We start from the raw sequence: 14,716 nt of genomic DNA, 5'->3' as shown, positions 1-14,716 counted from the left end.
ACGGCCGCTCACCGTCGCCTCACCCGCTCGAGCACGGCCTCGAGCGCCTCGATCGTGCGCTCACACGCTCCCTGGTGGGCGCGGACGGCCCGCCAGGCCGCTTCCCCGAGCTCGCGCCGGGCCGCCGCGTCCGCGAGGAGGGCGCCCAGCGCGCCGGGGAGCTCACCGGCGTCCCTGACCTGGATGGCGCCTCGCGCCCGGAGGAGCGTCTGGGCCGCGTCGCGGAAGTTGGCCATGTGGGGCCCGAAGACGATGGGCTTGGCGTGGAGGGCGGGCTCGATGACGTTGTGGCCGCCCGCGGGCACCAGGCTTCCTCCGACAAAGATCACGTCGGCGACGGCGTAGAGCTGGGCCAGCTCGCCGACCGTATCGAGCAGGATCAGCTCGCTCGGCGCGCCCGGCTCGATCCGACTCCGCCGCGTCGGCGCGAGCCCCCGGGCCCGGGCGAGAGCCTCCACCTCGTCCACCCGCTCGGGGTGGCGGGGAGCCAGGATGAGACAGAGCGACCCGACCCGGGCGCGGAGCGCCACATACGCGTCCAGGATCGGCCCCTCCTCCCCGCGATGGGTGCTGCCGGCCACCCACACGGGCACCGGCCCGAGGTGCAGGAGCCGCCGCCACAGCTCATCCGCGCCCCCTTCCCCGGCCGGCATCTCCATCTTGAGGTTGCCGGTGACCACCACGCGCTCGGGCTGGGCACCCAGGCTGATGATGCGGCGCGCGTCCTCCTCGGACTGCATGGCGAAGAGCTGGATGTCGTCGAGCACGCGGCGAAACAGCCCGCCCGCCCAGCCGTAGCGCCGGAGCGACCGGTCGGAAATCCGACCGTTGGCCAGGACCGCCGGGACCCCGGCCGCCCGGAGCGTGCGGAGGAGGTTGGGCCAGATCTCCGTCTCGAGGCCGATGAAGCAACGGGGGCGGACCCGCTGGACGGCGCGCCGCGTGGCCAGCGCGAGATCGACGGGGAACACGAACGCCGCCGCCGTCTCGGTCAGGCGCGTCCGGGCGACGCTGGCGCCGGTCGCGGTGACGGTGGACAGCACGACCTCGCTCTCGGGCCACCGCTGGCGGAGCGCGTGGACGAGGGGCACCGCGGCCATGACCTCGCCGACCGAGACCGCGTGGACCCAGAACCGATCGGGCCCCGGCTGGAGCGCGACCCCGCCGAGTCGCTCGCGGAGCGCCAGCGGGTAGCCCGCGCGCCAGACCTTTCGCACGAGGAAGACCGGGAGGTAGGCGAGGCCGAGCAGGACGAGGACCAGGCTATAGAGCCGATACACGTCGCCTGCCGACCAGACGGTCGGCCTCCCCCGTGAGGCGACTCAGGGTCGCCTCCAGACGCTGACGATGGTGCTCGAGCGCCTCCCGGTCGGCGTCCTCGGGGACCACGAGCGGCTCCCCGAAGACGACGGCGATGCGCGCGAACGGGTGCGGAATGAGGAACTCGTCCCACGACGCCAGGACGGTGCCGCGCGAGGCGCCGAGGCCGAGCGGCAGGATGGGCGCCCGCCCCAGCTTGGCGAGGAGCACGGGCCCCGGCTGGGCCACGTAGCGCGGCCCGCGCGGGCCGTCGGGGACCACCCCGATCTCCGCGTGCTGCTCGCGGAGCAGCCGGGCCAGGAGGCGGAGGGCAGACGCGGCCCCGCGCGAGGACGAGCCGCGGACGACCTGGAAGCCGAAGGCCCGGGCGAAGCGGCTGACGAGCTCCCCGTCCCGCGACCGGCTGGCCAGCACGTGGACGCGCCGGAGGCGACCGTAGAAGTAGGGGAACATCAGGATCCGGCCGTGCCAGGCGGCATAGATCAGCGGGCCGCCGACCGCCCACAGCCGGTCCGCCACCTCGCGATTCGCCTCGGTGAGACGGAGGCTGGCGCCGAGGAGCCGGATCAGTGGGCGGCCGACGGCCACCAGTCCCGCGAGGACGAGCCGGTCGCGCCGGGTGAGTCCACCCCCGGCCGCCTCACCCCGGGACGGCAAGGCTGCTCTCCCGCAGGACCGCCCGCGCCGCCCGCTCGCCGGCCCCCGCGTCTCCGAGTCGCACGCGGACGTCGTGGAGAGCGGCCTGCTGCGCCGCGCGCTCGGCCTCGTCAGCGAGGAGCGCCAGCCCGGCCCGCGCTACCCGGGCAGGCGTGGCTTGTCCCTGGATCAACTCGGGGACCGCGCCGCGCCCGGCGATGATGTTGGGCAGGCTGATGTGCCGAACGCCGCGGACGAGCAGCCGCGCCAGGACGTACGAGACCCGCGAGAGGCGGTAGACCACGACCATCGGGGTCCCGTAGCAGGCGGCTTCGAGTGTCGCCGTTCCGGAGGCGACCAGCAGCAGATCGGCACCTGCCATCACGCGATAGGCCTCGCCCGGCAGGATCCGGACATCCACCCGCGAGTCTCGCACCAGCGCCTTCGCGACGGCCGGCGCGATCGTAGGAGCGAGCGCCAGGACGACCCGGGCGGCGGGCACGCGGTCTCGGATGGCGGCGGCGGCATGAAGGAGCAGCGGCAGGTGGCGTCGCACCTCCTCGACCCGGCTCCCGGGAAGAAGCCCGATCAGGGGCTCGGCGGCCGCCAGGCCCCGGCGCGCCGCCTCGCGATCCAGGGGTGGCAGCACGTCGAGGATCGGGTGGCCGACGAACTCCACGGGGACCCCGGCCTCGCGATAGAAGCCGACCTCGAACGGGAACACCGCGAGGACGCGCGTCACGTCGCGGGCCATGACCCGCAGCCGGCCCCGGCGCCAGGCCCAGACCTGGGGAGGGATGAAGTAGACGACCGGGATGCCGAGGGTGCGGGCGTGGCGGGCCAGGCGGAGATTGAAATCGGGGAAGTCGATCAGCACGAGGACGCTCGGGCGGCGTTCCCGGAGGCACCGTCGAAGGTCGCGCAAGATGCGGAGGAGCGCGGGAAGCCGGCCCAGCACCTCGGTGACGCCGACGACCGCCGCCCGGTCGATCCCGTGCAGGAGGCGCACCCCGGCGGCGCCCATGCGGGCACCGCCCATTCCCGCCAGGCGGATCCCCGGGGCGAGGCTCACGAGGGCGCGCGCCAGCGTCGCGCCGTGAAGATCGCCGGAGGCTTCCCCGGCGACCAGCAGGACGTCAATCGGTCGGGAGATCCCCGCCGACTCCGACAACGCTGATGCCCATCCGCTCGGCGTCGCTCGCGATCCGCTCGCGGTCCAGGAGGAGGACCCGATCCGCTTCCACGGCCAGGGCGGCTGCCCGGCCCTCGCCGCAAAGTGCCAGCGTGGCGGGGCCGATCGTCGGCACGTCGAAGCGGTAGTCGTGGCTGGGCCCCGTCGCCTTCACCACCACCGCCCCCGGGCCGGCCAGCGCGAGTCCCCGGCGGATCGTCTCGTCCGTGCCCTCCATGGCCTCGACGGCCACGACCGTTCCGTTCCGGACGACCACGGTCTGGCCGATGCCGTGCCGGCCGAGGTCGCGGGCGATCCGGAGGCCGCACCCGACGTCGGCCCGGGCGGCTTCGCTCAAGGCCGGTCCGGCGGCGTGCCCGACCGGCGCCAGCCAGGCTGCGAGAAAGCGCCGCTGGTCGAGCAACTCGATGCCCAGCGCCGCCAGCGCGGTGGTGGCCGTCCGGAGAAGCCCGTCGTCCGTCCAGTCCGGGCTCCGCGCGACGAGCGCCCGGGCCGCCTGGTCGAGGAGCTCCCCCCGGAAGAGCCCGTGCTTCGAGATGCGTCCGGCCAGCACCACGTGGCGGATGGCCTCCTCGACGAGAGCATCGACGATGGGTCCGACGTCTCCGACCCGGCACGGGACGACCCGGTCGACCACGTCGGAGAACCCGGCGGGATCGTCGAGCGCGAAGGCGATGACGCGCCAACCGGCGCGACGAGCCTCGCGGGCCACCAGGGCGGGCAGGACCCCCGCCCCGCCGACGAGGCCGAGGCTCTCCGGCATGTTAGATCATGGGAGGCGGCCTCGACGGCCCCTCCCAGACCCGCCCCCCAGGAGAAGGTGGCGCGGGCCAAGCCCGCGCTCGGAGCGGAACATCAACCGTGGGCGGTTGGGCAAGCCGCGGGGCATGGTTACTCCGACAGCGTCCTAGCGGGGCGGCCAGCGGAGGTGGACGCTTTCCTCCCGGATCATGCGCTCGATCGCCAGGGCGACGGCGAGGGAGCGGACGTCGTCGTATTCGCTGAGGTCCACCCGCCCCGTCCGCTGAGCCTCGCGGACAGCGTTCAGCAAGTGGAGGATCTCGAGCTTGAGCGGGTTCTCCTTGTGCACGAAGAGGTGCTCCACGAAGGATTCCTGCCGATACCGGATGGACTCTCGGTTCAGGATGTATTCGGAGGCGGCCCGCCGGTGAATCTGGATGTCCTGGTCGGTGTAATTCAGGAAGATATAGGCGTCCGGCTGGGTGATGGCCAGCGTGCGGATCTTCTGCTCGGTGGCTCGGCTGGCGGTGATGTTGGCCAGCGTGCCGTTGGCGAACAGCATCTGGACGTTCGCCACGTCGGGGTGTGTCGACTGCACCCGGGCCCCGGCCGCGGTGATCTCCTGAATGTCGGCGTCCACCAGGCCGAGCACGATGTCGATGTCGTGGATCATCAGGTCCATGATCACGGTGTCGTGCTGGACCCGCGGGACGAACGGGCCCAGGCGACGGGACTCGACCAGGATCGGACTGACGACGATCTTCCGGAGCTCCTGGACGGCCCCGTTGAATCGCTCCACGTGCCCAACGTGGAGGACGACGTTTTGCTGCCGGGCGATCCGGAACAGCTCGCGCGCCTCTTCCAGCGTGGGGCTCAGCGGCTTTTCCACCAGCACGTGGATGCCGGCCTCCATGCAGGCACGCGCCACCTCGAAGTGAAGGGGCGTCGGGACGGCGATGGAGACAACGTCGACCTTGCCGAAGAGCTCCCGGTAGTCGGTGAACCCCTGGGTGTCGTACTGAGCTGCCAGCCGGGCCACCGTGCTGGGGTCGAGGTCCACCAGGCCGACCAGGTCGACATCCCACAGCTCGGCATAGACGAGGGTGTGGTACTGCCCCATGTGGCCGGCCCCGACCACTCCCGCTCGCATCCGCTTTTCCGCTCTCTTCACCCCTCCACCTCTTCGGTCGGCTCCGGGCCACGCGGCCGGTGCCGACAAATGCCACGCTTGGACGTGGCGATGAACTCGGCCAGTTGGTCGACGTACGGGGAGGGCGCCAGCTCGGCGCGGATCTTCTCCAGCGCCTTCTCCGGCGTGTGGCCCGATCGGTAGAGGATCCGGTAGGCCCGTCCGATCAGGAGTCGCGCCTCGGCGGGCACTCCGGCGCGCCGCAGACCGACGACGTTGACGCCCCGGACGTGGGCCGGGTTCCCCTCGACCAGGAAATACGGCGGCACGTCCTGGGGCAGGCGGGTGCAGCCGCCCACGAAGGCCAGGGTGCCGATCCGCACGAACTGGTGGATGCCGGCCAGGCCCGAGATGACGGCCTTGTCGCCGACCTCAACCCACCCGGTCAACCCGGTGTAGCCCGTGAGCACGACACCGTTGCCGACCCGGCAGTCGTGGGCGATGTGGGAGCTCGCCATAATGAAGCAGCCGTCGCCGATCGTCGTCCAGCCGTCTTCCACCGACGAGCGGTGGATCGTCGCGTACTCGCGGATGATGTTGTCGGCTCCGATGCGGACGCCGGAAGGCATGCCGGGCTTCCACTTGAGGTCCTGGGGCGGGAAGCCGATGATCGCTCCGGCGAAGATGCGCGAGCGCGGACCGATCTCGAGCCGCCCTTCGAGGACCGCATGGGGCCCGACCTCGACGCCGTCCCCGAGCTGGACGTCCTCTCCGATCACCGCGTAGGGACCGATCCGCACCCCGATTCCGAGCTCGACCTTGGGGTGGATGACCGCCGTGGGATGGATCTCGGCCCGGAAATCGTCGAGGGGACGCCAATCACCCGGCGAGCTCCCGCCCTGCTCGCCGGTCGGCTCGGCGGTCATTCCGGGGGGCCCGTGGCGGTCTCCAGGCGCCGCTCGAGTGCGGCCACCCGCTTCTCGAGGCGCCGGACGGATCGAAGCAGTTCCGGCAAGCGCGGCAAGGACACGGCCACTCGGCGGCCCTCGGCGATGGGGATGGCCGGAGTCCCGAGGACGGCGGTCCCCGGGTCCACGTCGTCCGTCACGCCCGACTGCGATGCGACCCGGGCGCCGTCACCGACCCTGACGTGGTCCACGATGCCCACCTGCCCCCCGATGATCACGCGGTTCCCGATCCGACACGAGCCCGAGATCCCCGCCTGCGCAACGATGACGGTGTCCGCGCCAACCACGGTATTATGGCCGATCTGCACCAGATTGTCGATCTTGCTTCCGCGGCCGATGATGGTGTCGCCGAGCGTCGCGCGGTCGATGGTCACGTTGGCGCCGATCTCCACGTCGTCCTCGACCACCACTCGGCCGACCTGCGGGATCTTCCGGTGCCGGGTACCGTCGAACGCGTACCCGAACCCGTCGGCGCCCAACACGGCGCCGGCGTGGATGACCACGTGGCGACCGACCTCCACGTCCTCTCGGAGCACGACGTGGGGATGCAGCACGCTGGCCTCCCCCACCCGGCAGCGCTCGCCGAGCACGACGTGGGGATGCAGGACCGCTCCGGCCTCCACGACGCTCCCGTCACCGACCACGACGTGGGCGAGCACGGCCGCGTCGCCGGCCACCCGTGCCGAGGCCGCCACGACCGCGGTGGGATGGATCCCCGAGGCGGGCCTGACCTCGGGATGGAAGACCCGGAGCAGCGTGGCCAGCGCGAGGTGCGGGTGGGCCACCCGGATCACCGAGCGGCCGGGCAGGGTCACGTCGAGCGCCACCAGGAACGCGGAAGCGCGGCTCTGTTCGGCGAGGGCTCGATAGTGGCGGCCGGCCACCAGGCTGAGGTCGCCGGCCTGGGCCCGATCGAGGCTGGCCATACCCCGGATGGGCAGATCGGGATCGCCGTCGATCGCGCCGCCGACGAGCCGGGCCAGCTCGCCCAAACGCCGATTGCCGCTCACCGGGTCACCCTGAAGAACCACTGGAGCCGTGGTCGGCATCGGGCCCCGGCTCGGGCCGGCTCATAGCCCGCGGGCTGGCTGCCGCCGGCTCCTCATCTACTTCTTCTCCTTGGCCTTCTCCTGGTCGTAGAACTTGATCACGTCCTCGGTGACGTCCGCCTCGGCGTCGCCGTAGATCACGCTGGCGCCCCGCTTCTCGAGAATGAGGAGATAGCCGCGCTCCTTCCCGACCCGCTCGATGAGCACCGTCAGGTCCTGGAGGATCCGCTGGGTGAGCGCTTGCTCCTTGCGCTCGAGCTCCTTCTGGAAGTCATCGACCACACGGCGGAGATCGCGCACTTTCCGCTGGAGCGTTTCTTCCTTCTCGCGCTTGGAATCCGCCGAGAGGACGAGCCCCTTCTTCTCGAGCTCGTCCCGAAGCTTCTCGACCTCGGCCCGGCGGGTGTCGACATCCTTCTGCATCGCGGCCTTCTCGCGCTCGAGCTGCTCGCGAGCGGCCACGCCGGCCACCGACCGCACGAGGACCTTCTGCACGTCGACGAACCCGATTCGGGAGGCCGCCGCCCCGCCGTCTCCGGCCAGAACGAGGACGGCCGCCAGGGCGGTTACGAGAACTGCCAGTCGCTTCATGTACTACCCCTCGTCGCCTCAGAAGGGCGACCCGACCGTGAAGTTGATCTGACCAGAACTCTCGCCCGGTTTCCGATCCAGGTTGTACCCGTAGTCGAGCCGGAGCGGTCCCAGCGGGGAATAGAACCGGAAGCCGGCGCCGACCGTGAGGCGGAGGTTGGCCGGATCGAAGTCGGTGCCGAAGCCGTAGGCGTTGCCGGCGTCGAAGAACAACGCAACCCTGAACCGCGGGAAGATCGGGATCAGCAGCTCCGTGCTGCCGACCAGCTCCTTGTCGCCGCCGATCACGAAGCCCTGGGCGTCCTTGGGAGCGACCGACCGGGTGCGCTGGCCGCGGAGGGTGGTCGCGCCCCCCAGGAAGAACCGCTCGAAGATGGGGACTTCCTTTCCACCCCAGCCCTGGACGATCCCGGCCAGCCCGCGGGCCCCCACCACCCAGTCGAAGAAGGGCAGAGGCCAGTACCAGGCCGTCTCGCCCACCACCCGGTACCATTGCGTGTCCCCGCCGAGGCCGGCAAAGGCGATGCCGAACGCGTTCCGGCTTCCCGAGCTCGGCTCGAAGATGTTGTCGCGGGTGTCCCGGGCCACGCCGAGCTCGACCAGGGAGTTGAGCTTCCGCCCGACCTCCGCCTTCAGATCGGCGCTCGCGTTGTCCGCCACGTTGCTGATCTTGACGTCTTCCAGCCGGTAGACGGCCGTCATCGACACGAACTCAGTCAGCGGGTAGGTACCCCGCACGTCGCCGCCGATGCGGGCTTCGGTGAAGTCGTCGAAGTCCCGCTCGCGGAGATAGAGGTCGAAGCCGGCCCGCAACGGGATGTCGAACAGGTAAGGCTCGGTGAAGCTCAGCTGGACCAGCTGACTGGCGGAGCCGATGCGAAACTGGAGGGACACCTCCTGCCCTCGGCCGAAGAGGTTGCGCTGGGTGATCTCGACCGTCCCGAACAGCTTGTCGAGGGAGCTGTAACCGGCCCCGATGCTGAACATGCCGGTGGCGCGCTCCTTGACGTCGATGTTGACGATCACCCTATCCGGTGTCGATCCGGGCTCCACGGTCGCGTTGACTTCGTCGAAGTATCCCAGGTTGAAGAGTCGCTGACGGCTTCGCACCAGCTTCTGATACGTGAAGAGCTCGCCCTCGGCCACCCGCAGCTCCCGGCGCAGCACCTTTTCCGAGCTCTTCGTGTTGCCGGTGATGTTGATGCGCTCGACGTAGACTTGCGGCCCCTCTTTGATGGCGAGGGTGAGGTTGACCCGGCGGGCCTCCAGGTCGGTGTCGGTGCTCGGAGTGACCTCGGCGCGGGCGCGCCCCAGCTCGGAGTAGCGGTCGGTGATCTTCCGGATCGCCGTCCGCACGGCGCTCCGGTCGAAGGCGTCCCCCGGTTTGAGCGCGATCAGGCTCCGGATCTCGGCTTCACTGAGGATCTCGTGGCCCTCGATGGCGACCGCGCCGACGTGGAACTGGGGGCCTTCCACCAGGCGGGTTCGGAGGATGATCTTGCCGCGCTCGAAATCGGGAACGATCTCGTGCGACTCGATCCGGGCCTGCACGTACCCGTGGTCGGCGTAGAAGCCGAGGATCCGATCGGCGTCTTCCTCGAAGATCTTGCGGTGCACCTTCGAGAACGGGAGGATCCACAACATGCGCTCCTTCGTCATCATGGCGCCCTTGATTTGCTTGTCGGTCAGGGCCTGGTTGCCTTCGATGACGATGCGATCGATGTACATCTTGGCGCCTTCGTCGATCCGGAAGACCACCCGGATGTCCCCTTCGGGGGTCCGCTCCGTCCGGGGCTGGATGGTGACGCCGAAGAACCCGTCCTCCTCGTACTTCTGGCGGATGGCGTCGACCGCGCGCTGCACCTCCACGGGGTTGTAGAGGACGCCGATGCGCAACCCGGCCTTCTCCCGGAGCTCCTCCGTCTTCGCGTCGCGGTTGCCCTCGAATCCCACCTCGCGGAGGAGGGGCCGCTCGATGACGACGAAGATGACCCGGAGGCCGCCCTCGAATTCCTCCACGCGCACCTGGACGTCGTCGAAGAACCCGAGGGCGAAGATGGCGCGGACGTCTTCGCGCAAGGCGCCGGGGGAGAAGACATCGCCGATCTTGGTCTGGACACGGTTGAGGATCACCGGGGACTGGATCCGGCGATTGCCCTCCACCGTGATGTCGCGGACGGTCGGCTGAGGCTCCTGGCCCCGGGCGACCCCGACCAGGCCGAGGAGCATGACCACGAAGAGAACGGAGAGGCGTCGGCCTCCGTTCGCCACCGTTGCCCTCCCGGAACGGAGGCTTCGCCTCACCCGATCGGCAGCGTCTGGCGGCTCAGCGCTCCGCCAAGTTCAGGGATGGTTCCGTCAGTTCGTTGATGGGCTCGAAGGCGAAATTCTCGCCGTCGGGCCGCACTTCGATCCGGGACCCTTCCTGGATCTGGCCGCTGACGATGGCTTCGGCGAGCGGGTCCTCGATGTGCTTCTGGATCGTCCGGCGAAGCTGACGCGCCCCGTAGGTCGCGTCGTAGCCCTTCTGCAAGAGCAACTCCTCGGCCTCGAGGGTCAGCTCGATCCGGATCGCCTTCTCCTCGAGCTGCTTGTTCACCCGGGTGATCATCAGCCTGACGATGGCCTTGATGTCCGCCTCGCTGAGGGCGTGGAAGACGATGACCTCGTCGATCCGGTTGATGAACTCGGGCCGGAAGGCCCGCTTGAGCTCTTCCAGCACCCGCTCCCTCATCCGCTCGTAGCCTTCCTCGGCCGATTCCTGGAGGAAGCCCGGGCTCACGCGCTTCCCGATCAGGTTCGTCCCGAGGTTGGACGTCATGATGAGGATCGCGTTCTTGAAGTCCACGACGTGCCCGAGCGAGTCGGTGAGCCGCCCGTCGTCGAGGACCTGGAGGAGCATGTTGAAGACGTCGGGGTGCGCCTTCTCGATCTCGTCGAAGAGGACGACCGAGTACGGACGCCGGCGCACCTTTTCCGTCAGGTAGCCACCCTCCTCATAACCCACGTAGCCCGGCGGCGCGCCAAGGAGCCGCGAGACCGAGAACTTCTCCATGTACTCCGACATGTCGATGCGGATCATCGCGTTCTCGTCGCCGAACAGGAATTCGGCCAGCGCCCGGGCCAACTCCGTCTTCCCCACCCCGGTGGGGCCGAGGAAGATGAACGAGCCCACGGGACGCTTGGCGTCCTTGAGGCCGGCCCGCGACCGGCGGATGGCGCGGGAGACCGCGCGGAGGGCATCCTCCTGTCCCACGATGCGGCCGTGGAGGGCTTCCTCCATCCGGGAGAGCTTGGCGGACTCCTTCTCCTCCAGGCGTGAGAGCGGGATGCCGGTCCAGCGGGAGACGATGTACTCGACGTCTTCCTCGTTCACCACCGACGTCTGCCGGCCCTTCTTCTGCTCCCATTCGCGCTTGAGCTCCTCGTCCCGGCCCCGGAGCACCTTTTCCTTCTCGCGAAGCGAGGCGGCCTTCTCGAACTCCTGGGCCTCGAGGAACATGTCTTTCTCGCGAACGACGCGCTCGATCTCCTTGTCGATCTCCTTGAGCTCGGCCGGGGGCGTCATCGACTGGAGCCGGGTCCGGCTGGCCGCCTCGTCGATGACGTCGATCGCCTTGTCGGGGAGGTGCCGTTCGGTGATGTGCCGGTCGGCGAGCTTGACGGCGGCATCGATCGCCTGGTCGGTGATCTTGACCCGGTGGTGCGCCTCGTACTTCGGCCGGAGCCCCTTGATGATCTCGACCGACTCGGCCACCGACGGGGCCCGCACGATGATCGGCTGGAACCGCCGCTCGAGGGCACCGTCCTTCTCGATGTGCTTGCGGTATTCGTCGAGCGTGGTGGCCCCGATGCACTGGATCTCGCCGCGCGAGAGGGCGGGCTTGAGCATGTTCGAGGCGTCGATCGCGCCCTCGGCCGCGCCCGCTCCGATGAGCGTGTGGAGCTCGTCGAGGAACAGGATGACGTTCTCGGACTGCCGGATCTCCTTCATGACGGCCTTCAGGCGCTCTTCGAACTGGCCCCGGTACTTGGTGCCGGCCACCAGCGCGCCGAGATCCAGCTGAAGGAGGCGCTTGCCGACGAGCACATCGGGCACGTCGTGGTTGACGATCTTCTGGGCGAGCCCCTCGACGATGGCCGTCTTCCCCACCCCGGGCTCCCCGATGAGCACGGGGTTGTTCTTGGTGCGGCGGGAGAGGATCTGGATGACGCGCTCGATCTCCATCTCGCGCCCGATGACGGGGTCCAGCTTGCTCTCGCGGGCGAACTGGGTGAGGTCCCGGGCGAACTCGTCGAGGACGGGGGTCTGGCTGCGCTTCTTGGGGCGCGGGTAGTACTGGTCACCCAGGAGCGCCAGGGTCTCTTGGCGGACCTCGTCGAGTCGCGCGCCGAGCGATTCGAGGATCTTGGCGGCGATCGACTGGCCTTCCTTCATGACGCCCAGCAGAAGGTGCTCCGTCCCGATGTAGTTGTGGCCGAGCTGACGGGCCTCCTCGATGGAGAGCTCGAGCACCCGCTTGGCCTGCGGGGTGAACGGCACCTCGCCGAAGGTCAGCGTCTTGGGGAATCCCCCGAGCGCCCGCTCCACTTCCGACTTGACGGTCTCGAGCCGGAGGCCGAGCCGCTGGAGGACAGCGGTGGCGATCCCCTCCCCGTCTCGGATCAGGCCGAGGAGAATGTGCTCGGTTCCCACGAAGTCGTGACGGAACCGTCCCGCCTCCTCCCGGGCCAGGATGATGACTCGCCGCGCGCGCTCCGTGAACCGTTCAAACACGCTCGCCCTCCAGCGCCCTTTCTCCCGGACCCCACCGGACACGGGCGCACATTGCCCGACATCCTCATGATACCCGAGGCCCGGCGGAAGTTCACGGAAAAAATGCCCGAGCGGGCCGGGACTTATGGGGCGCGTCTCTTCCCGACGCGCGTCGAGCCGACGCTCGTGGACCTTGACGGGCCCTACCGGAGGTGCTTATTTATCCTCGATTCGGCGCGTCCGGGAGCGCGTCTGGATTTCCAGTGCGCTGGCCGGCTTTCCCGGCTGGTCCGCCGATCGAGGGAGGGCAACGTGAGGCCTGTCGGACGACGCGTCGCGTGGCGGCGCTTCGGCGGCGCCGTCGTGGGGCTGCTGCTCGGACTCGCGCTCCTCCGACTCGCGGCCTTCGGGGGCGCGTCCCAGATGCCTCACGGTGATTCACCCCCGGTGGAGCCCGAGTCGGCCGGTCCGACCGCCAACGGTCGCCTCGTCCTCAACCTGAGCAACAACGCGGGCAGCTCGGAGAAACCGCGGGTCGCCTCGTCGTTCCCGAACCGGGTGTACGTCGTCTGGATGGACCGCAGTCCGGGGAACCGGGAGATCTTCTTCACGCGGAGTACGGACGGCGGCCGCACCTTCGAGCCGACGCGCAACCTCAGCAACAGCGCCATCGACTCTGAGTTCCCCCAGATCGTGGCGTCAGGCCGGTACGTGTACGTCGCCTGGGATGAGGGGTTCAACGAGGGGACCGGGGAGGTCTACCTCCGCGCGAGCGCGGACGAGGGCGCCACCTTCGGGCCGCGCGTCCAGCTCAGCGACAATGCCGGCTTCTCCTCCAGCCCCCGCGTGGCCGCCGCGCTGCACAAGGTCTACGTCGTCTGGCTGGGCCAGCCCACCGGGGAGAGGTTCGCCGACATCCTGTTCCGGCGGAGCACCGACGGCGGCGCGAAATTCGCGCCTCAGCTGAACCTGAGCAGGAACCTCGGCTTCAGTACCCAATTCCCGCGCCTGGCCGCCCACGGGGATCACGTCTACGTCGCGTGGACCGAGTCGAGCCCATACCCGTCACCCCTCGACGTCTTCTTCCGGCGCAGTCTCAACGCCGGCGCGTCGTTCGGCGGCGTCCAACGGCTCAGTCGCAACCAGACCTTCTCCTCGTTCCCCGAGATCGCCCTCGCGCCCCAGCCGGGCGCCGAGGACGTCTACGTAGCCTGGGGCGAAGACACCCGGAACGATCCTCCCTATAATCCGGAGATTTTGGTGCGACGGAGCACCAACAGCGGCGGGACTTTCGCCTCGGCGAAAGGCGTCAGTCGCGGCATCCGCTATTCCTGGCAGTACCAGATCGCCGCCGCCGGCACGAACGTCCACCTCGTCTGGCTGGCCTACCGGGGGGGCTACAACGACCTGCTTTTCGCGAGGAGCCGGGATCGGGGCGCAACCTTCGAAGCCCCCCGAAGCCTCGGCCCGGGATTCGCCGACTCGCATCCGGGTCAGGTCGCCGTGTTCGGGAACGTCGTGGACGTCCTCTGGCCGGCGCGCCGGACGGCCGGCGATCACGACATCGTCTGGCGGCGCAGCTCGGACGGTGGGGCGACGTTCGGCGACGCGGTCAACCTGAGCAACACTTCGGGGGGCTCGACGTGGGTGGCGCTCAGCCGGTCGCTGACCGCGCTCTACGTCGTGTGGCAAGACGGCACGCCCGGCAACCAGGACATCTTCTTCACCGCCGTGAAGTAGGATGGCCGAGGACGTCCGCGTGCGGGGAAAACCGAGGGAGGGCCATGCGCCACTTCAAGTCGTGTCTGCTCCCGTTAGCCGGCATCCTTGTTCTCGGAGCGACCGGAGCGGCCCTGGCGCCGCTCGTGCAGAGTCGGTTCGCCGTCGCGGCGATCCTGCCACAGGACCCGGACACCGGCCAGCCTTTCAACATGCTGGCGGGTGTGCACTTCAGCGCCGGCGAGACTCAAAAGTCGGAGTCCTTCACCATCCCGGCCACCAAACGGGCCGTGATCGAGACGGTGTCCGTGTTGGGCCAGACGCCGCGGGGTGAGATGCTGGCGACGCTCAAGACCACTGCCCCGGGCCTGAGAGTCCCCGCCCAGAGCATGGACCACATCCTCGCCTTGACATTCCAGGGCGTGATCTTCAGTAACCGGAGAGCGTTCGCAGCAACCCAGAACGTTCGACTCTATGCCAACGCGAACACCGCTGTCATCGCCGCCGGCTTCCGCAGCAGTGGGGACGGGATCGGCTTCATGGCCTTCCGGATCAGCGGGTATCTTCTGAGCCCCTGAGCCTTCCGCGACCACGGCGGACGCCCGAGCCGGAATC

12 protein-coding genes are annotated in these 14,716 nt (G+C 69.5%); 2 read left to right on the top strand and 10 right to left on the bottom strand.

What is annotated here, in order from left to right; translation table 11 throughout:
• Window positions 1-8: 8 nt before the first annotated feature.
• The 10 genes from VGW35_25190 to VGW35_25145 all read right to left on the bottom strand — a co-directional run bounded on the left by VGW35_25190 (window position 9) and on the right by VGW35_25145 (window position 12,403).
• Entirely contained in the window at window positions 9-1,280 is a 1,272-nt protein-coding gene (locus VGW35_25190) for a 3-deoxy-D-manno-octulosonic acid transferase (GenBank protein ID HEV8310970.1), read from the bottom strand.
• Window positions 1,264-1,977, bottom strand: a complete 714-nt coding sequence (locus VGW35_25185; protein HEV8310969.1) for a lysophospholipid acyltransferase family protein — start codon at window positions 1,975-1,977, stop codon at window positions 1,264-1,266. The genes VGW35_25190 and VGW35_25185 overlap by 17 nt, the downstream gene beginning before the upstream one ends.
• Complete coding sequence (gene lpxB / locus VGW35_25180; GenBank protein HEV8310968.1) at window positions 1,961-3,127, bottom strand: lipid-A-disaccharide synthase; 1,167 nt, start codon at window positions 3,125-3,127, stop codon at window positions 1,961-1,963. Before lpxB ends, VGW35_25185 begins: the two co-directional genes overlap by 17 nt.
• Complete coding sequence (lpxI, locus tag VGW35_25175; protein ID HEV8310967.1) at window positions 3,093-3,911, bottom strand: UDP-2,3-diacylglucosamine diphosphatase LpxI; 819 nt, start codon at window positions 3,909-3,911, stop codon at window positions 3,093-3,095. The genes lpxB and lpxI overlap by 35 nt, the downstream gene beginning before the upstream one ends.
• Before the next feature lie 144 nt (window positions 3,912-4,055).
• Entirely contained in the window at window positions 4,056-5,060 is a 1,005-nt protein-coding gene (locus VGW35_25170; GenBank protein HEV8310966.1) for a Gfo/Idh/MocA family oxidoreductase, read from the bottom strand.
• Entirely contained in the window at window positions 5,057-5,944 is an 888-nt protein-coding gene (gene lpxA, locus VGW35_25165; protein HEV8310965.1) for an acyl-ACP--UDP-N-acetylglucosamine O-acyltransferase, read from the bottom strand. The genes VGW35_25170 and lpxA overlap by 4 nt, the downstream gene beginning before the upstream one ends.
• Window positions 5,941-6,996, bottom strand: a complete 1,056-nt coding sequence (gene lpxD / locus VGW35_25160) for a UDP-3-O-(3-hydroxymyristoyl)glucosamine N-acyltransferase (GenBank protein HEV8310964.1) — start codon at window positions 6,994-6,996, stop codon at window positions 5,941-5,943. Before lpxD ends, lpxA begins: the two co-directional genes overlap by 4 nt.
• A gap of 96 nt (window positions 6,997-7,092) precedes the next feature.
• Window positions 7,093-7,626, bottom strand: coding sequence for an OmpH family outer membrane protein (locus VGW35_25155; protein ID HEV8310963.1), 534 nt, complete (start codon window positions 7,624-7,626; stop codon window positions 7,093-7,095).
• Between the two features lie 18 nt (window positions 7,627-7,644).
• Complete coding sequence (gene bamA, locus VGW35_25150; protein ID HEV8310962.1) at window positions 7,645-9,897, bottom strand: outer membrane protein assembly factor BamA; 2,253 nt, start codon at window positions 9,895-9,897, stop codon at window positions 7,645-7,647.
• Window positions 9,898-9,952: 55 nt separating this feature from the next.
• Window positions 9,953-12,403 carry an ATP-dependent Clp protease ATP-binding subunit gene (locus VGW35_25145; GenBank protein ID HEV8310961.1) on the bottom strand — a complete coding sequence of 817 codons (2,451 nt, stop codon included), beginning with the start codon at window positions 12,401-12,403 and terminating at the stop codon, window positions 9,953-9,955.
• Window positions 12,404-12,694: 291 nt separating this feature from the next.
• On the opposite strand from VGW35_25145, the gene VGW35_25140 reads away from it, so the two are divergent.
• Window positions 12,695-14,122: a sialidase family protein gene (locus VGW35_25140; GenBank protein HEV8310960.1), complete on the top strand. Its 1,428-nt coding sequence runs from the start codon at window positions 12,695-12,697 to the stop codon at window positions 14,120-14,122.
• Window positions 14,123-14,166: 44 nt separating this feature from the next.
• The gene (locus VGW35_25135; GenBank protein HEV8310959.1) at window positions 14,167-14,679 is read left to right on the top strand and encodes a hypothetical protein; all 513 of its coding nucleotides are present in this window, start codon (window positions 14,167-14,169) and stop codon (window positions 14,677-14,679) included.
• The last annotated feature ends 37 nt before the right edge of the window (window positions 14,680-14,716 follow it).

The organism is Candidatus Methylomirabilota bacterium, from assembly GCA_036005065.1.
GTDB lineage: Bacteria > Methylomirabilota > Methylomirabilia > Rokubacteriales > DASRDR01 > DASYQW01.
Note: the sequence above shows the minus strand (reverse complement) of the source record. Positions and strands in the feature narration are given on the sequence as shown.